Source organism: Janthinobacterium sp. JC611 (genome assembly GCF_018682595.1).
Taxonomy (GTDB): Bacteria; Pseudomonadota; Gammaproteobacteria; order Burkholderiales; family Burkholderiaceae_D; genus Janthinobacterium.
Genome location: NZ_JAFLJN010000025.1, coordinates 228,474 through 248,017 on the forward strand (window position 1 = coordinate 228,474; position 19,544 = coordinate 248,017).

General features: G+C 65.1%; 8 protein-coding genes. All 8 read left to right on the forward strand.

Going from position 1 to position 19,544, the window contains the following annotated elements:
- Window positions 1–388 precede the first annotated feature (388 nt).
- The 8 genes from J0O65_RS19225 to J0O65_RS19260 all read left to right on the forward strand — a co-directional run bounded on the left by J0O65_RS19225 (window position 389) and on the right by J0O65_RS19260 (window position 19,544).
- Window positions 389–1,723 carry an efflux RND transporter periplasmic adaptor subunit gene (locus J0O65_RS19225; RefSeq protein ID WP_215408837.1) on the forward strand — a complete coding sequence of 445 codons (1,335 nt, stop codon included), beginning with the start codon at window positions 389–391 and terminating at the stop codon, window positions 1,721–1,723.
- Window positions 1,720–4,839 carry an efflux RND transporter permease subunit gene (locus J0O65_RS19230; RefSeq protein ID WP_215408838.1) on the forward strand — a complete coding sequence of 1,040 codons (3,120 nt, stop codon included), beginning with the start codon at window positions 1,720–1,722 and terminating at the stop codon, window positions 4,837–4,839. The genes J0O65_RS19225 and J0O65_RS19230 overlap by 4 nt, the downstream gene beginning before the upstream one ends.
- Window positions 4,836–8,090 (forward strand): efflux RND transporter permease subunit, encoded by a 3,255-nt coding sequence (locus tag J0O65_RS19235; RefSeq protein WP_215408839.1) that lies wholly within the window; start codon window positions 4,836–4,838, stop codon window positions 8,088–8,090. Before J0O65_RS19230 ends, J0O65_RS19235 begins: the two co-directional genes overlap by 4 nt.
- Window positions 8,087–9,517, forward strand: coding sequence for an efflux transporter outer membrane subunit (locus J0O65_RS19240; protein ID WP_251373843.1), 1,431 nt, complete (start codon window positions 8,087–8,089; stop codon window positions 9,515–9,517). The genes J0O65_RS19235 and J0O65_RS19240 overlap by 4 nt, the downstream gene beginning before the upstream one ends.
- Window positions 9,518–9,655: 138 nt before the next feature.
- Window positions 9,656–12,250, forward strand: coding sequence for a chemotaxis protein CheB (locus tag J0O65_RS19245; RefSeq protein WP_215408840.1), 2,595 nt, complete (start codon window positions 9,656–9,658; stop codon window positions 12,248–12,250).
- A complete protein-coding gene (locus J0O65_RS19250) occupies window positions 12,247–14,367 on the forward strand; it encodes a PAS domain-containing sensor histidine kinase (protein WP_251373844.1) in 2,121 nt (706 codons plus the stop codon). Before J0O65_RS19245 ends, J0O65_RS19250 begins: the two co-directional genes overlap by 4 nt.
- 99 nt (window positions 14,368–14,466) lie before the next feature.
- Window positions 14,467–16,623, forward strand: coding sequence for a S46 family peptidase (locus J0O65_RS19255; protein ID WP_353056215.1), 2,157 nt, complete (start codon window positions 14,467–14,469; stop codon window positions 16,621–16,623).
- 146 nt (window positions 16,624–16,769) lie between these two features.
- Window positions 16,770–19,544, forward strand: coding sequence for a type VI secretion system Vgr family protein (locus J0O65_RS19260; protein ID WP_251373845.1), 2,775 nt, complete (start codon window positions 16,770–16,772; stop codon window positions 19,542–19,544).

A 19,544-nucleotide genomic window follows, 5' to 3' on the forward strand; every position in this document is an offset into this window, starting at 1 on the left:
CGCCAGGTCAAGGCGGCTGGCGGGAGATTTGTAGCGAGTTTGTATCTGCATGCGAGTCGCCCGCGCCAGGCGAATCGCGGGGCGCGACGCCCCGCAAGCCTGATGTTTCCACCATTCCCCCACAGCGGCGGCATGCCTGCCGGCCCGCCTGACCCTGCCATGCCTGCGTAGCCAGGCGTAATTGTTTCAAGTGGAAATGAAACAGTTACATGACTATGCTAGAGTCGTTTCACGCCAGGGAGCGATGTTTTTTCAGCTGACTTTCAGCTCTTGACTCCCCCGGCTGCGTACCGAAACAAGCCCGAAAAACGGTCGTCCGGCCTGAGCGTGTTCCACCTCGGCCGGCGCCACAGACTCGCCGTGCCAGCGGCCACTACAAGGATAAGCGATGGATTCGCAGACAACACCCCCTACCCCGCGGCGCAGCCGCCGTTCGAAAATCGTCGGCACGGTCATCGCGCTGGCCGTGATGGCTGCGCTGGGGGGCGGTGCCTGGTACCTGACCCACTCCGGCGCCAGCGCCCAGCCTGGCGCCGGTGGTCCGGGCGGGCCGGGTGGCCCCGGCGGGCGCCGTGGCGGCCCCTCGACCACCGTCGGCGTGGCCACGGCCGTCAAATCCGACCTGCCCGTGGTGCTCGATGCGCTGGGCACGGTGACGGCCGCGTCCACCGTGACGGTGCGCCCGCAAGTGTCGGGCATTTTGAAGGAGCTCAAATTCAAGGAAGGCGGCATGGTCAAGGCGGGCCAGGTGGTGGCGCAGATCGACCCGGCCCAGTTCGAGATGGCGCTGATGCAGGCCACGGGCCAGCGCCAGCGCGATGAAGCGCAGCTGGAAAACGCGCGCCTGACCCTGAAGCGCTATCAAACCCTGCTGGGCCAGGATTCCATCGCGCGCCAGGACGTCGACACGCAGGCGGCATTGGTCAAGCAATTGGAAGGCACGGTGATGACGGACCGCGCCGCCGAAGGCACGGCCAGGCTGAACCTGGGCTACACCAGGGTGGTGTCGCCGATCAGCGGCCGCGCGGGCCTGAAGGTGGTCGATATCGGCAACCTGGTGAGCACCGGCGACACGGGCGGCGTGGTGGTGGTGACGCAGCTCTCGCCCATCGACGTGGAATTCTCCGTGCCGCAGGATAAGGTGCAGACCATCCAGGAACGCTTGAATGGCGGCACGACCCTGGCGGCGCTGGCGCTGGACCGCACGCGCACGCATACTCTGGACAAGGGCAGCTTGACGGCGCTGGACAACCAGGTCGACGTGCAGACGGGCACCGTGCGCGCCAAGGCACGCTACACGAACGACAAGATGGCCCTGTTCCCCAGCCAGTTCGTCAACGTGCGCCTGGAGCTGGGCAATATCACGGGCGCCGTGCTGGTGCCCGTCACGGCCCTGCGCCATAGCAATAATGGCGATTTCGTGTATGTGCTGAAAGCGGACAAGACCGTCACCGTGCGCATGGTCACGCGCGGCCAGGCCACCACCGACATGGTGGAAATCCGCGCCGGCCTGGAAGCGGGAGAACAGGTCATCACGGAAGGCGCCGACCGCCTGAAGGAAGGCGCAAAAGTCACCCTGGCGGGCGACAAGCCTGCCATGGGCGGCGCGGGAGCGGCCAACGGCGAACGCCGCCACCGCCGCCAGCACCCTGACGGCGCGGCCAGCGCCTCGGCCTCGGCATCCGTGCCAGCCACGGCGCCGGCGAAGGGCGCGGCGCAATGAGTCCATCGACGCCGTTCATCCAGCGCCCCGTCGCCACGGCGCTGCTGATGCTGGCCATCGTGCTGGCGGGGCTGGTCGGCTTCAAGTTCCTGCCGCTGGCCGCCTTGCCGCAGGTGGACTTCCCCACCATCCAGGTGCAGACCCTGTACCCGGGCGCCAGTCCCGAAGTCATGGGGCAGACCGTGACGGCGCCGCTGGAACGCCAGTTCGGGCAGATGTCGGGCTTGCAGCGCATGAGCTCCACCAGCGCGGCCGGCGTTTCCCTCATCACCCTGCAATTCACCCTGGGCCAGACCCTGGACGTGGCCGAGCAGGAAGTGCAGGCGGCCATCAACGCGGGCGGCTCCCTGCTGCCGACCGACTTGCCGGCGCCGCCCGTGTACGCGAAGATCAATCCGGCCGACGCGCCCGTGCTGACCCTGGCGATCACCTCGGACACGATGCCGCTGACGCAGGTGCAGAACATCGTCAACACGCGTTTGGCGCTGAAGATCAGCCAGGTCAACGGCGTGGGCCTCGTCTCGCTGTCGGGCGGCCAGCGTCCCGCCGTGCGTATCCAGGGCGACACCAAATTGCTGGCCTCGTACGGCCTGGGCCTCGACAGCCTGCGCACGGCCATCGCGGCGGCCAACGTCAACAGCGCCAAGGGCAGTTTCGACGGTCCCACGCGCTCGTTCACCATCAACGCCAACGACCAGCTGGTGACGGCGGAAGACTACAAGCGCCTGATCATCACGTATAAGAACGGCGCGCCCGTGCGCCTGCTTGATGTGGCCAACGTGGTCGACAGCGCGGAAAACACGCGCCTGGGCGCCTGGTCCGGCAAGCAGCCGGCCATCATCCTGAACGTGCAGCGCCAGCCCGGCGCCAACGTCATCAAGACGGTCGACGCCATCAAGGCCCTGCTGCCGGACCTGCAGGCCAGCCTGCCGGCGGCCATGAAGCTCGACGTGCTGAGTGACCGCACGACGGGCATCCGCGCCTCGGTCGAACACGTGGAAATGGAATTGCTGCTGTCCGTGCTGCTGGTGGTGCTGGTGATCTTCTCCTTCCTGCACAGCCTGCGCGCCACGGTGATCGCCAGCCTGTCCGTGCCGATCTCGCTGATCGGCGCCTGCGGCGTCATGTACTTGCTCGGCTACAGCCTGAACAACCTGTCGCTGATGGCCTTGACGATCGCCACCGGCTTCGTCGTCGATGACGCCATCGTCATGATCGAAAACATCGCCCGCTACATCGAAGAGGGCGAGACGCCGATGGCCGCCGCCCTGAAGGGCGCGTCGCAGATCGGCTTTACCATCATCTCGCTGACGGTGTCCCTGATCGCCGTGCTCATTCCCCTGCTGTTCATGGGCGACGTCGTGGGCCGGCTGTTCCGCGAATTCGCCATGACCCTGGCCATCACGATTTTGATTTCCGCCGTGGTGTCCTTGACCCTGGTGCCGATGATGTCGGCGCGCTGGCTGAAGAGCCACGCCGATGAAAAGGTCAGCGCCACGGGCCGGCGCATCCAGGCTTTCCTCGACAAGGTGATCGATCAGTACGACCATGCGCTGGTGTGGGTGCTGAAACGCCAGGGCCTGACCTTGCTGGTGGCCCTGGCCACCTTGCTGCTGACGGTGATCCTGTACATCACGATTCCGAAAGGCCTGTTCCCCACGCAGGACACGGGGCAGCTGAAGGCGCGCCTGGAAACGTCGCAAGCCGTCTCGTACGAGCGCATGGCGACCTTGCAGCAGGCGGCCGCCAGCGCGCTGCTGGAAGACCCTGACGTCGACACCCTGAGTTCCCTCGTGGGTGTCGATGCGGCCAACAACACCATGCTGCACACGGGCAGCATGCTGATCAACCTGAAGCGTTCGCGCAGCGGCAGCCAGGACGAGATCATGGAACGCCTGCGCAACCGCGTGGCCAAGGTGGCCGGCGTGACCCTGTACCTGCAGCCGACGCAGGATCTGACCATCGACGCGGAATCGGGCCCGACGCAGTACCGTGTCTCGCTCGAAGGTGCCGACACGGCCACCGTCACCGAGTGGGCCGGCAAGCTGGCCGCGCGCATGCGCGAAAAAACGCAGCTGCGCAACGTCGTCACGGATGCGGGCGCCACGGGCGCCGCCGTCACGGTGGCCATCGACCGCGACAGCGCCGCGCGCATGTCGGTCACCACGGCCACCGTCGACGACGCCTTATATAACGCCTTCGGCCAGCGCATCATCTCGACGATTTTCACGGAAACCAATCAGTACCGCGTCATCCTCGAAGCGCAGCCGGGCATCGTCACCACGCCATCCGACCTGTCGGACCTGCAGGTGCGCACGGGTTCCGGCAAGTCGACGCCGCTGTCCGCCTTTGCCAGCGTCAGCGAAAAACAGGCGCCGCTGCAGATCACGCACGTGGCGCAATACCCGGCCACGACCTTGGGCTTCGACACGACGCAGGGCGTGGCGCTGGGCAGCGCCGTCGACGCCATCCGCCAGGCGGCGCAGGACATCGCCTTGCCGCCAGCGGTGACGTTGACCTTCCTGGGCGCGGCCGGCGCGTATGAAAACTCGCTGTCGAACCAGCTGTGGCTCATTCTGGCCGCCGTCGTCTGCGTCTACATCGTGCTGGGCGTGCTGTACGAAAGCTATATCCACCCGCTGACGATATTGTCGACCCTGCCGTCGGCCGGCGTGGGAGCCCTGCTGGCGCTGATGCTCTCGGGGCAGGACCTGGGCTTGATCGGCATCATCGGCATCATCCTGCTGATCGGCATCGTGAAAAAGAACGCCATCATGATGATCGACTTCGCCATCGAGGCCGAGCGCGATGAAGGCAAGAGCCCGCAGGAAGCCATCCACCAGGCGGCGCTGCTGCGTTTCCGCCCCATCCTGATGACGACCCTGGCGGCCCTGTTCGCGGCCGTGCCGCTGATGCTGGGCTGGGGCGAGGGCGCCGAGCTGCGCCGTCCGCTGGGCCTGGCCATCTTCGGCGGCCTGATCGTCAGCCAGGTGCTGACCCTGTTTACCACGCCCGTCATCTACCTGGGCTTCGACCGCCTGGGCCAGCGCTTCGCGCGCAAGACACCCGGGGTGAAGCTGGACAAGCCGGCCGATAAGGCGGGGAGCGCCGCGTGAACCTGTCCGAACCGTTCGTCAAGCGTCCCATCGCCACCGTGCTGCTGACCATCGGCATCGCGCTGGCGGGCATCGGCGCCTTCTTCGTGCTGCCCGTCTCGCCGCTGCCGCAGGTCGATTATCCGACCATTTCCGTCAGCGCCAGCCTGCCCGGCGCCAGCCCCGCGACCATGGCCACCTCGGTGGCCACGCCGCTGGAGCGGCGCCTGGGCGTGATCTCGGGCGTGAACGAGATGACGTCGTCGTCGGGCACGGGTTCGGCGCGCATCAATTTGCAGTTCGACCTGAACCGCAAGATCGATTCGGCCGCGCGCGAAGTGCAGGCGGCCATCGCCGCCGCGCGCGTGGACTTGCCGGCCACCCTGCGCAGCAACCCGACCTACCGCAAGGCCAATCCCTCCGACGCGCCCGTGATCATCCTGGCGCTGACCTCAAAAACGCGCACGCCGGGCCAGATCTACGACGCCGTGTCGAACCTGGTGCAGCAGAAGGTGGCGCAAGTGAAGGGCGTGGGCGACGTGGAACTGGGCGGCGGCTCGCTGCCGGCCGTGCGCGTGGAACTGCTGCCGTACCAGCTCAATCACTATGCCGTGTCGATGGAAGACGTGCGCGCGGCCATCCAGGCCAGCAACGCCAACCGCCCGAAAGGGGCGATCTCCGGCGACGAGCGCAGCCTGCAGATCTATTCGGGCGCGGCGACGGCCTCGGGCGGGCGCAGCGCCGCCGATTACCGCAGCCTGGTGGTGGCCTGGCGCGATGGCGCCGCCATCCGCCTCGACGACGTGGCCGAAGTGGTCGACGGCGTGGAAAACAACAATACCCTGGGCCTGTTCAACGGCGACCCGGCCGTCATCGTGCTGATCACGCGCCAGCCGGGCGCCAACGTCATCGCCACGGTGGACGGCGTGCGCGCGCTGCTGCCGCAACTGCAGGCGCAGCTGCCCGGCGACATCAAGCTGCAGGTGGCGTCCGACAGCACCAATTCCATCCGCTCGTCCTTGCACGAAATCGAGTTCACGCTGATATTGTCCATCGTGCTCGTCGTGCTGGTGGTCAGCGCCTTCCTGCGCAGCGTGCGCGCCACCATCATCCCGGCCGTGGCCACCATCGTCTCGCTGCTGGGTACCTTCGGCGTGATGTACATGCTGGGCTTTAGCCTGAACAACCTGTCCTTGATGGCGCTCACGGTGGCCACGGGCTTTGTCGTCGACGACGCCATCGTGGTGCTGGAAAACACGCAGCGCCACATCGAGGCGGGCATGGACCGCTTCAAGGCGGCCCTCTTGGGCGCGCGCGAAGTGGGCTTTACCGTGCTGTCGATCAGCCTGTCGCTGGTGGCCGTTTTCATCCCGCTGCTGTTCATGGGCGGGCAGGTGGGACGCCTGTTCCGCGAGTTCGCCGTCACCCTGTCGGCCGCCGTGATGATTTCGCTCGTCATTTCTCTGACCACCACGCCGATGATGTGCGCCTGGCTGCTGAAAAGCGGGCAGCAGCACCAGCAGCCGGGTGCCGTGGCGCGCTGGTTCGAGCGGGGTTTCGAGCGCATGCTGAAAGTCTATGAGCATTGCCTCGACTGGGCCCTGTCCAGCGCCGCGCTCGTGATGGCCATCCTCGTCTTCGTCGTCGGCCTGAACGTGTACCTGTTCGCGGCCGCGCCCAAGGGCTTCTTCCCGCAGCAGGATACGGGCCAGATCAATGGCGGCATGCGCGCCGACCAGAGCATCTCCTTCCAGGCCATGCAGGGCAAGCTGCGCCAGCTGGTCGACATCATCAAGGACGATCCGGCCGTCGCCACCGTCGTGGGATTCACGGGCGGCGGCAGGGCAGGGGGCGGCTTCATGTTCATCGACCTCAAACCTGCCGCGCAGCGCACCGACAAGGGCCAGGCCGTGATCGCCCGTCTGCGTCCGCAGCTGGCCAAGGTGACGGGCATTTCGCTGTTCCTCAACCCCGTGCAGGATTTGCGCATGGGCGGGCGTTCCAGCAATTCGACGTACCAGTACACCCTGATCAGCGACAACCAGGCGGACCTGAAGAAATGGGCGGCGAAACTGGCCGACCAGATGAAGCTGCAGCCGGCCCTGATCGACGTGGACACGGACCAGGCGGAAAACGGCGTGGAGACCTTTGTTTCCATCGACAAGGACCGCGCCACGCAGCTGGGCGTGCAGGTGAAGGATATCGACAATGCGCTGTACAACAGCTTTGGCCAGCGCCAGGTGGCGACCATCTACGATGAGCTGAACCAGTACCACGTGATCATGGAAGTGGCGCCGCGCTATGCGCAAAGCCCGGAAGCGCTGCGCTCCGTGTACGTGCCGGCGTCGAATGCGGCGGCCGTCGCCGCCACCGGCACGACGAGCACCAGCGCCGCCACGGCCAGCACCAGCGTGGCCGCGACGACCTCCAACACGACGGCCGCGCGCGATCCGTCCAGCGGCTCGGCCCTCTCCACCACCCTGGCGAAGATGGTGCCGCTATCGTCGTTCAGCAGCTTCGCCGAAAGCGCGACGGCCACCTCGATCAACCACCAGGGCGGGGAGCTGGCCACCACCGTCTCGTTCAACCTGGCCGACGGCTATCCGCTCAGCGACGGACAGGCGGCAGTGGCCCAGGCGGAGTCGGAAATCGGCATGCCGGTGAATGTGCGCGGCAGCTTCCAGGGTTCGGCCAAGAGCGCCCAGGACAGCAACAAGGAGCAGCCGCTGCTCATTCTGGCGGCCATCGTGGTGATCTACATCGTGCTGGGCATCCTGTACGAAAGCCTGGTCCACCCCGTCACCGTGCTGTCGACCTTGCCGTCGGCGGGAGTGGGCGCCGTGCTGGCCTTGCTGCTGTTCCGCATGGAGTTTTCCATCATCGCCCTGATCGGCGTGTTCCTGTTGATCGGTATCGTCAAGAAAAATGCTATATTGATCATCGACTTCGCGCTGGAGGCCGAGCGTTCGCGCGGCCTGACAGCGGTGGAAGCGGTGCGCGAGGCTTGTCTGCTGCGTTTCCGCCCCATCCTGATGACCACCCTGGCGGCGGCGCTTGGCGCCTTGCCGCTGGCGATCGGTTTCGGCGAGGGGTCGGAGCTACGCCAGCCCTTGGGGGTCGCCATCATCGGCGGTCTGATCGCCAGCCAGTTACTCACATTGCTGACCACCCCGGTGGTCTATATCCTGCTTGACAAGCTGCGCACGCGCAGCGCCGACGAGCAGCAATTGAGCCGCATTCCTGGGCCAGATAACCCGAGCACACAATCATGAAGCAAGTAAAACCTATCGTTTCGACCGTCCCCGCGCGCCACCTGCTGGCGCTGGGCGCCGCCACCGCTTTCCTCCTGCTGGCCGGCTGCGCCGTCAGCCCCGCGTATGAAACGCCGACGGCCGCCGCGCCGCAAGCGTTCAAGGAGGCGGCAGGCTGGCAGCCGGCCGCGCCAGCCGACACGCTGGAACGGGGGCCCTGGTGGACCCTGTTTGGCGACGCGCAGCTGAACCAGCTGGCCGACAGCATCGACATCTCGAACCAGAACGTGGCGGCCGCCATCGCCGCCTACGAGCAGGCGCGCGCGCTGGTGCGCGAACAGCGCGCCTCGCTGTTCCCCAGCGTGAACCTGACGGGCAGCGGCGCCCGCTCGGGTGGCGGCGGCGAGCAGCAGACGAACAACAACTTCAAGGCGGCCATCGGCGCGTCGTGGGAACCGGACGTGTGGGGCAAGCTGCGCGCCGGCGTGACGGGCGCCGACGCCAGCGCCGCCGCCAGCGCGGCGGACCTGGCCGCGGCGCGCCTGTCGGCGCAGGGCGAGCTGGCCACCAATTATTTTTCGCTGCGCCAGAGCGATGCGCAGATCGCGCTGCTGAACGCCACCATCGATGGCTACAAGCGGGTGCTCGACATCACCGGCAACCGCTTCAATGCCGGCATCGCCGCCAAGTCCGACCTGCTGCAGGCGCAGACGCAGCTGGCCAATGCGCAGATCGACCTGTCGAGCCAGACGCGTTCACGCGCGCAGCTCGAACATGCGATCGCGATACTTTTGGGCCGCGCGCCGTCCGACTTCAGCCTGGCCGTGGCGCCGTGGACCCTGACCGTGCCGGAGGTGCCGCTGGGCGTGCCGTCGACCCTGCTGCAGCGCCGTCCCGACATCGCCGCCGCCGAGCGCCGCGTGGCCGTGGCCAACGAGCAGATCGGCATTGCCCGCTCGGCCTACTATCCGAGCCTGAACCTGACGGGATCGTATGGCTCGGGCGCCAGCAAGGTGGGCGACCTGTTCAATGCTTCGTCGAGCCTGTGGTCGCTGGGCGTGTCGGCCGCACAAACCCTGTTCAACGCGGGCGCCACTACGGCCAGCGTGGACGCGGCCAGGGCGGGCCATGAGGCGGCCGTGGCGCGCTACCGCCAGACGGTGCTGTCCGCCTTCGGCGCCGTGGAAGACCAGCTGTCGGCCACGCGCGCGCTGGCCGAGCAGCTGGCCTTGCGCCAGCAGGCGTCGGCGGCCGCCGACCAGGTCGAGCAGCAGATGCTGAACCGCTACAACGCGGGCCAGGTCGGCTATACGGAGGTGGTGACGGCGCAGGTGACGGCCCTGTCGGCGCGCCGCTCGCTGGTGCAGGCGCAGGCGGACCGCCAGACGACGGCCGTGGCGCTGATCCAGTCGCTGGGCGGCGGCTGGCACGCGCCGCAGGCGCAGTAAGGCGGCAATCAGGCGGCAGCCTGGCGGAGGGAAAACCGCGGCGCCAAATTCGCGTTTTGCTGCGCATCTTGAGTGCTAGAATGCAAGATTAACCACTCCCAGCCTGACGGTCTTGCCGTGGCTGCACTCTTGCCGACGATGACACGCAGTAAACACAGCAAAGCTTCCGTCCCCGACGTGGCCACCATCGTTTTCCCCGTGGTGGCCATCGGCGCTTCCGCCGGCGGGCTCGATCCCATCGTCGCCTTCCTGGCGAACGTGCCGCAGGAAAGCGGCATCGCCTACGTGGTGATCCAGCATCTGGACCCCACGCAAAAGGCCATGTTGCCGGAACTGCTGCAGCGCGCCACCAGCATTCCCGTCTCGGAAATCACGCACCAGGCGGAGTTGCGGCCCAATCATATCTACGTGATCCCGTCGAATGCCGACCTGGGCCTGGCGAAGGGGCGTTTCGTGCTCAGCGAGCCGGTGCAGCTGCGCGGCCACCGTTTGCCCATCAATGCCTTTTTCGAAAACATCGCAAGCGAGCTGGGCGAATTGGCCGTCGGCGTGGTGTTTTCCGGCATGGGCAGCGACGGCACGCGCGGCTTGCAGGCGATCAAGCAAGCGGGCGGCCTGACCCTGGCGCAGCACCCGGATACGGCCAAGTTCGACATGATGCCGCAAAGCGCGATCGCCGCCGAAGTGGTGGACCTCGTCGACTTCCCCGACAAGATGCCGGACAAGATCATCAGCTATCTGTTCCGCAGCAGCTTCCTCAGCCTGCCGGGCCACGAGGCGAACGGGCGCAACTCGCTGCAGGAAATCGTTGCCCTGCTGTCCGAACATACGGGGAACAGCTTTACGGATTACAAGATCAACACGGTGCTGCGGCGCATCGAGCGGCGCATGAGCCTGTATCAAATGACGTCGATGGAAGAATATGTGCCCTATTTGCGCGCCAATCCCGCTGAAATCGACTTGCTGTTCAAGGAATTGCTGATCGGCGTGACGAGTTTTTTCCGCGACCCCAAGGTGTGGGAATACCTGAAGATGGTGGCCTTGCCGCAATTGCTGGCGGCGCACCCGGAAGGGCGCGCGTTCAAGGCCTGGATACCGGCCTGTTCCACGGGCGAGGAAGCCTATTCGCTGGCCATGGTCTTCCATGAAGTGGTGGCCAGCAGCAATCCGCCGTCGAAATACAGCCTGCAGATCTTCGCCACCGACCTGTCGGCCGACGCCATCGACCGCGCGCGCCAGGGCCGCTTTCCGCATAGCATCAGCAGCGATGTGTCGGCCGAGCGCCTGTCGCGCTTTTTCCTGCGCGACAAGAATGACTACCATGTGAAGAAAGAGATCCGCAACACGATCATCTTTGCCCAGCAAAACATCATCTCGGATCCACCGTTCACCAAGCTCGACATCCTGTGCTGCCGCAACCTGTTGATCTATCTTAACGCCAAGCTGCAGCAGCGTTTGATTCCCCTGTTTCATTACGCCTTGAACCGCGACGGCATCCTGTTGCTGGGCAGTGCCGACACGCCCGGCCATTTTTCCGACCTGTTTTCGCCGCTGACCACGTCGACCCGGCTGTACCGCCGCCTCGACAACCTGGCGCGCCAGCGCCTGCCCACGTATTTCCCCACCAAGGTATCGTTGGCATCCCCCCCTACACCTAGCGACACGAGAGAAGTCAGCATGACTGGAAAGATACAATCGCATGTCGAGCAATTATTGCTCCAGAAATATTCGCCAGCCGCCGCGCTGCTGAACCAGGATGGCGACATCCTGTACATCAATGGCCGCACGGGCGCCTTCCTGGAGCCGGCGGCAGGCAAGGCCAACTGGAACATCCACGCCATGGCGCGCGATGGCTTGCGTTACGAGCTGGCCGGCCTCATCAAGCAGGCGCTGCAAAGCGAGAGCGTGGTGCGTCTGAAGGGCCTGGTGGTCAAGGATCACCTGGGACAGTCGCTGGGCGTGGACCTGAGCGCCGAAGCGCTGGGCCAGCCCGAATCGCTGCGCGGCATGGTCTTCGTCACGTTTTCCAGCGTGCCGCTGGTGGCCGAGCCGCGCCGCAGCCGCTCGCCCAATCCCAAGGTGCTGGAGCTGGAACAGCAGCTGGCGCAGGCGCGCAACGAAATCCAGGCCGTGCGCGACGAGATGCAAACGTCGCGCGAAGAGCTGAAATCGGCCAACGAGGAATTGCAATCGACCAATGAGGAACTGCAATCGACGAACGAGGAGCTGACCACCTCGAAGGAGGAGATGCAGTCGCTCAACGAAGAGTTGTACACGGTCAATGCCGAACTGCAATCGAAGGTCGATGACTTGTCGCTGGTCAACAGCGACATGAAGAACCTGCTCAATAGCACGGATATCGCCACCATTTTCCTCGACAGCGATCTGCGCATCCGCCGCTTCACGGCGCCGGCCACGCAAATCTATAAGCTGATCCAGACGGACTTGCGCCGCCCGCTCAGCGACATCGTCAACGACCTCGATTATCCGGGCCTGGAATTGGACGCCATGGAAGTCATCCGCAGCCTGGTGTTCTGCGAGCGGCAGGTGCCGACCAAGAATGGCCGCTGGTATAACGTGCGTATCATGCCGTACCGCACCATTGAAAACGTGATCGATGGCGTGGTGGTGACTTTCATCAACATCACGGAATCGAAGCTGCTCGAAGCCCAGTTGCGCCGCATGCAGTCCGGCGTTCTGGCCGGCGGCATTGCCGGCGAGAGCGCGCCATGAACGAGCCATTCGACGGCGGCGGGCCGGCCAGCCTGAGAGAGCAGGCGGAACAATTGGCGGCGGAGCAGCGCCAACCCGTGCCGCAGTCGAATGAAGACGTGATGCGCCAGCTGCATGAATTGCAGGTCAGCCAGATCGAGCTGGAAATGCAGAATGCGGCGCTGGCCGAGCTGGAGCAGCTGAAGAATGAATTTGAAAGCAGCCGCGACCGTTATGCGCAGCTGTACGAACAGGCGCCCGTCAGCTACTTCTCGCTGGCGCGCGAGGGCGTCATCACGCGTGTCAACGTGGCGGCCTGCGGCCTGTTGCAGCGCGACAAGAACCAGCTGCTGGGACGGCGTTTCGAGCAATTCATCGCGCCCCAGGCGCAGGGCAGCTTCCGCAGGTTTCTCGACGCCGTCTTTGCCAGCGGCACGCGCCAGGTGCTCGAAGCGCAACTGTTCGAGGGCGAGGCGGGCGGCATGGGCGGCATGGTGCGCATCGAGGCCAATTTCGATGCGGCCAGCGCCATGGCGCGCATGCTGGTGACGGACCTGGGCGACGAGCACGTACGCGAATCGGCCTTGCGGCGCGCCTTCGTCATTCTCGACAGCATACGCGAAGGCGTGCTGGTGACCGATAGCGCCAACCGCATCATTTCCGTCAACCCCGCCTTCACCACCATCACCGGCTACCAGGCGGAGGAAGCCATCGGGCGCGACCCGTCCTTCCTCGGCGGCGGCACGCATTTGCCGCATTTTTATGAAGCCATGTGGCGCAGCCTGCATCAGGATGGCAGCTGGTATGGCGAACTGGTGAACCGGCGCAAGAATGGCGAGCGCTTCGTCGAATCGCTGTCGATCACGCCCATGCGCAGCCCGGATGGCGCCATCAGCCATTTTGTCGGCGTGTTTTCCGATATCACCGAGCGCAAGCTGGCCGAGGCGGACTTGCGCGAACTGCACCGCGAGCTGGACCAGCGGGTGGTCGAGCGCACGGCCGAATTGCTGCGCGCCAACCAGCATCTGCAGCTGGAAGTGCACCAGCGCGAGCGGGCGCAGGAAGCCTTGCGCGATGCCGAGCGCTTCTTTCACGCCACCATCGATTCCTTGACGGACCGGGTGCTGGTGCTGGACCGGGCGGGCCGCGTCGTGCATGCCAACCAGGCTTGCCTGGCCTTCGTCGGGCAAAAGCAGCCGCCGCTGCAGTATCTGGAATTTTGCGAGATGGACCCGCGCTGGCAGCGCAGCGCCGGACGCGAGCTGGCCGCCGGCATCCGCTCCGTCATTGCCGGCAATGCGGACACGTTTGCGCTCGAGTATGAATTTGCCACGCGCTCAGGCCCTCGCTGGTCGCAGGCCAGGGTCAGCCGTTTCCTCGGCGAAGGGCCGCTGCGCGTGGTGGTGGCGCACACGGATATCACCGAACGCAAGCTGATGGATGGCGCCCTGCGCCAGTCGCATGCGCAGCTGCGCCAGCTGGCGCTGCACCTGGAAACGGCCAAGGAAGACGAGCGCAAGCGCATCTCGCGCGATATTCACGATGAACTGGGGCAAAATCTGCTGGCGCTGCGCATCGATATTTCCATGCTCAGCGCCCGCACGGAAGGTTCCCATCCGCGCCTGCACCGGCGGGTTGGCGCCGTGCTCAGCAACGTTGACACCACCATCAAGAGCGTGCGCGGCATCATGAACGAGCTGCGTCCGATGGCGCTGGACCTGGGCTTGCAGGCCGCCATCGAATGGCAGGTGGGCGACTTCCGCAAGCGCAGCGGCGTCGCATGCCGCCTGCTGATACGCGACGAGGCGCTGTTTGCCGCCATCGGCAGCCAGGTCGAGATCGTGCTGTTCCGTATCGTGCAGGAAGCGCTCAGCAACGTCATGCGGCATGCCCAGGCCAGCCAGGTCGAGATCGAACTCAGTTCGGATGCCTGCGCCGTGTATGTGGCCATCAGCGACAACGGCATCGGCATCACGCCGCAGCAGCAGCGCAAGAAACAGTGCTTTGGCCTGATCGGCATCGCCGAGCGGGTGACGGCGCTGGGCGGGCAGTTCGAGGTGGGCGTGCCGGCATCGGGCGCCGGTTGCCGGCTGCTCCTGCAGATCCCCTTGCAGGGCACAGGACGGCCGGCCGCCTGATGCGGCAATCGATACGGTAATTGCAGCAGGATAATTTTTGCCGACTCATGCGGGCTGGACAGGCTATACTTTCGCCTGCTTTTTATGGAGGGGCATATCTTGTTCAAGACAATCGTATTACCAGTCGCCTTGATGGGCGCGTTCGCCGGCGCACACGCCGACGAAGGGCAGTGGCAACCACACCAGCTGCCACAGCTGAAAGCCGAACTGAAACGGGTCGGCATCGACATTCCTGCGGAAAAACTGGCCGACCTGAGCAAGCACCCGATGAGCGCCATCGTGTCGCTGGGCGGCTGCTCGGCCGCTTTCGTCTCCGACGCGGGCCTGGTGGTGACGAACCACCATTGCGCGTATGGCGCCATCCAGCGCAATTCCACGCCGGAACATAATTACATCACCAACGGTTTCCTGGCCAAGACGCGTGCCGCGGAGCTGCCGGGCGGTCCTAACAGCCTCGTGTATGTGACGGACAAGGTGGAGAACGTCAGCGAGCGCGTGCTGAAAGGCTTGACGGCCGACATGAGCGGCCGCGCGCGCCACGAAGCCGTGGAAAAGCGCGTCAAGGACCTGATCGCCGAATGCGAAACGGACAAGATGTACCGCTGCTCCGTGCCCGCCTTCCACCGTGGCCTCGAGTACTACCGCATCCGCCAGATGATGATACGCGACGTGCGCCTCGTGTACGCGCCATCGGACAAGATCGGCAACTTCGGCGGCGATATCGACAACTATGAATGGCCGCGCCACACGGGCGATTATTCGTTCCTGCGCGCCTACGTGGGCAAGGATGGCCGTCCGGCGGACCCGTCGCCCGACAACGTGCCGTACCAGTCGAAGGACTTCCTCGTCGTCTCGGCCGAAGGCTTGAAGGCCGGTGACGGCATCTTGCTGGCGGGCTATCCCGGCCGCACCAGCCGCTACAAGCTGCCGGCGGAAATCCGCTTCGCGCGCGATACGGCCTTCCCGCTGAAAGTGGCGGAACTGCAAGCGGACCTGGCCGTGATGGCCGAGGCGACGCAGGGTGACGCGGCGGCCGCCGTGCGCTATGCGAGCGTGGTGAAAAGCATCAACAACGTGCTGAAGAAAACCCAGGGCTTGCTCGACGGTTTCGCCCGCAAGGACATCGCCGCCATCAAGGACGTGCAGGACGCCGAATTCCGCGCCTGGTACGCGAAACAGCCGAACGTGTCGCCAACCCTGCTGGCCGAACTGGATGCGGCGATCGCCAGCGACATGGCCTTGAGCGAAGAAGAGTTCGCCTGGACGGTGGCCACCAACAGCGACTTGCTGAAGAGCGCGCGCACCGTCTACCGCCTGTCGCTAGAGCGCCAGAAAGCGGACGCCGAGCGCGAATCGGGCTTCCAGCAGCGCGACCTGGCCTTCATCAAGGCGCGCCTGGCGCGGCTGGAGCAGTCCTACGTCAACAAGGTCGACCAGGCGCGTTTCGAAGCGGGCTTGAAGCGTTATGCCCAGCTGGCGGCGAAGAGCCACCCGCAAGGCCTGGACGCGCTGCTGCCGGCGCCAAGCGCCGTGGCGGCCCTGTACCAGCAGACGCAGCTGGCCGACACGGCCAAGCGCCTGGCCTGGCTGGAAAAGGACCAGGCCGCCGTTGCCCAGTCCGACGACGCCTTCATGCAACTGGCCATCAAGCTGCAGCCGGTGGAGCTGGCGCTGGAAGAGCGCCGCAAGGAAATCGACGGCAACCTGGAGCGCGTGATTCCGCAATACATGCAAGCCGTGATTGCCTGGAAGAAAACACAAGGCAAACCGGTCTATCCTGACGCCAACTCGACCCTGCGCGTCACCTACGGCACGGTCTCGCCGTATTCGCCGCGCGATGGGCTGACCAAGGGACCGTTCACGACCGTGGAAGGCATCGTCGAGAAAGTCACGGGCAAGGCGCCGTTCGAAGCGCCGCAAGGCTTGATCGACGCCGTCAAGCAACAACGCTACGGCCAGTTCCGCGACCCGGCCCTGGGCACGGTTCCCGTCAACTTCCTTACCAGCGCCGACACCACGGGCGGCAATTCCGGCTCGGCCGTGATGAACAAGCGCGGCGAGCTGATCGGCCTGAACTTCGATTCGACGTATGAATCGATCACCAAGGACTGGTACTTCGACACGGCCATCACGCGCGCCATCCACCTCGACATCCGCTACATGCTGTGGGTGATGAAGGAAGTGGACCATGCGGATAACTTGCTGCAGGAAATGACGATCAAGTATCCGAAGCCAGTGAAAGCTGCCAAGAAGTAAGTTTTAGCTTGCGTTAGCACTAAGCCGCATCCGCCGCAGGGCCGATGCGGCTTTTTTACGTATGAGCAACTAGTTTGTGTTCCATCAATATGCCGGCGTTCCCCATGGTTAGCATGGGCCAGGGAAACAAGTCCGAAGGAGGCAATATGGATGATGGCAAGCTGGCAGCCGACCTGACGCGCCTTTTCGCAGCGGGCAGCCGAGTCCAGGAGAACCGCTTGCTGCGCATGGATTTTCCGCACGACGATGGTCCGCCCGATACCGCGCTGCTGGTCAACAGCTTGCGGGCGCACGAAGCAATGTCACGCGACTTTCGCTTCGACGTCGAATTGCTGTCCGATAATCCCCACCTGCCCCTGACGGCGATGATGGGACGCATGGTCACGATCTCCATGGTGCGCAATGACGGCAGCTTGCGCCATTTTAATGGCTATGTCGGCGAATTTCGCCTGTTGCGCAGCGATGGCGGTTTCGCCTTCTACCAGATGGTGCTGCAACCCTGGCTGGCGTTTTCCAGGCTGCGCATGGACAACGTCTCGTTCCACGGCCGCACGGTCATCGACATCAGCGAAACGACCTTCAATCATTATTTGCAGCGCGACTGGCAAAACCGGTTGCATGAGGAAAAAGCGATATTAACTTGTGCCAACCAGCACAATGAAACCGATTACAACCATCTGCACCGGCGCTGGGAAGAGCAGGGCATCCATTATTGGTATGAACATCGCGCCGACGGTCACACGCTCTGTATGGGCGACAATACCTGGCTGACCGACAGCATCGACTCAAGCGACGGCCATGCCGGCGAAGCCGACGCGATGGCGTTTCGCAGCGGCGCCGGTTCGCTGGAGTCCGACGGCATACGCGATTGGCAGGCCATACGCAAGATCGCTTCAGGCTCGCTCACGCTGGCCAGCTTCAATTACAAGCAGCCCCATGTCAGCCGCGCCAGCGGCCATGCGTTGCACCCGCAGGGCGACGTGTTTGCCCATGAACTGTATCAGGACACCGGCTATGGCTATGCCGACATGGGCGACGGCGAAGCGCTGGCGCAACGCCGCCTGGAAGAGCATCACTGCCAGGCGCAATACTTCGAGGCCGGCGGCAATCACCGCGGCGCCCAGGCCGGGCGCAGTTTCACGCTGGGCGGCCACTTCAGCGGCGAGCAATCCATGCCGGCCAGAGGCGAAGCGGCGCGCCCGGATATCCGCTCGCGCGAATACCTGATCCTGTCGGTCGAGCATGTCGCCACCAACAATTACCAGGCAGGGACGGGCGCGAAGTCGCATTATGAAAACCGTTTCAGCTGCATCCGCAAGAGCATCCGCTGGTATCCGGGGCGGCAGTTCAACAGCACGCCTTGCAAGTTGCCTGGCGTGCAGACCGCGATTGTCACCGGGCCGGCAGGCGAAACCATCCATACCGACGCGCTGGGCCGGGTGAAGGTGCAATTCCACTGGGACCGGCTGGGCAAGTTCGACGCGGGCAGTTCGCCATGGATCAGGGTCATGACGCCATGGGCCGGCCAGGCCTTCGGCCAGATCGCGTTGCCGCGCATCGGCCAGGAGGTGCTGATTCAGTTTCTTGATGGCAATATCGACCGTCCCGTCATTGTCGGCGCGGTATACAACGGCAATCATGCGCCGCCGTGGAATTTGCCGGGGCAATGCATGCTGGGCGGCTGGCGCAGCGCCGAGCTGATGCCTGGCGGCGGCCACGGCGTGCGCGGCAACCAGCTGGTGCTCGACGACACGCACCGGCGCATCCAGGCGCAACTGAAAAGCGATCATCAGCACAGCCAATTGTCGCTTGGCTGCATCAGCCGCATCGAAGACACCAGCGGACGCAAGGATGCGCGCGGCGAGGGGTGGGAACTGGCGTCGGACGCCTGGGGCGTGGCGCGCGCCGGCCGCGGCATGTTGCTGACCACCGAAGCGCGCCCTGGCGCCGCCTCGCATATCAAGAGCATGGATGAAACGGCGCGCCGGTTGGCCGAGGCGGCCGAGCGGCACAAGGCGCTCGCCGCCCTGGCGCAGCATCACGGCGCGCAGGAAAGCGCCGCGCAGCAGGCTGCCACCGCCGAGGTGCTGACAGCCCAGCACGCCGCCATCCTAGGCGCCGCTGGCGGCGGCGCAGACGTCTTTCCGGAGTTATCCAAGCCGCATCTGGTGCTGGCCAGCCCGGCCGGCATCGAAACGACGAGCGCGCAATCGACGCACATCGCCAGCGCCGAGCACACCGCGCTGACGACCGGGCGCGACCTGTCGCTGGCGGCAGGTGGCGGCCTGTTCGCCAGCATCGGCGCGGCGCTGCGCCTGTTCGTGCACAAGGCCGGCATGAAACTGATCGCCGCCTCCGGCAGGGTGCAGATCGCGGCGCAAACCGATGCGGTCGAAATCGTCGCCAACAAGGTGCTGGAGCTGATCAGCCAGGCCGACTGGGTGAATATTCGCGGCCGCAAAGGCGTGCGCCTGCATGGCGGCGACTGCATGCTTGAAATTAGCGACAAGGTCCAGTTTTTTACGCCGTCGCCGACGCTATTTCATGGAAACCTGGAAACGCTGGCGCCGAAAAACCGGCCGCAGCCGGAGATGGAACCGCCCATCGCGCCGGCAGCGGGGCAATTGCAGCATACGATACAGGCCCATGCGGATGGCGGTCACTACGCGCAGGTGCCGTACACGCTGTACAAGGGGGATGCGGAAGTCGAACGCGGCTTGACCGATGAATTCGGCCGCATCCTGATCGCGCACGAGGATGGCACGCCGCGCTACCGTGTCGTCCTGGGCAATGGCGAAGAGTTTGCCTTGCAGGCCAGCGCGTGCTTCGATGCCGGCGCAGCGGCGGATGGCGAACAGACGCTGTCGAACCGCGGTGCGCGCGCGTTCGACGACACCGCCGATGGCCGCTGGATGCAATGA

What these genes read in the sequence shown, in the direction of transcription:
- J0O65_RS19225 (WP_215408837.1), top strand. Translation starts at nt 389, where the DNA reads ATGGATTCGCAGACAACACCCCCTACCCCGCGGCGCAGCCGCCGTTCG.
- J0O65_RS19230 (WP_215408838.1), top strand. Translation starts at nt 1,720, where the DNA reads ATGAGTCCATCGACGCCGTTCATCCAGCGCCCCGTCGCCACGGCGCTG.
- J0O65_RS19240 (WP_251373843.1), top strand. Translation starts at nt 8,087, where the DNA reads ATGAAGCAAGTAAAACCTATCGTTTCGACCGTCCCCGCGCGCCACCTG.
- J0O65_RS19245 (WP_215408840.1), top strand. Translation starts at nt 9,656, where the DNA reads ATGACACGCAGTAAACACAGCAAAGCTTCCGTCCCCGACGTGGCCACC.
- J0O65_RS19250 (WP_251373844.1), top strand. Translation starts at nt 12,247, where the DNA reads ATGAACGAGCCATTCGACGGCGGCGGGCCGGCCAGCCTGAGAGAGCAG.
- J0O65_RS19260 (WP_251373845.1), top strand. Translation starts at nt 16,770, where the DNA reads ATGGATGATGGCAAGCTGGCAGCCGACCTGACGCGCCTTTTCGCAGCG.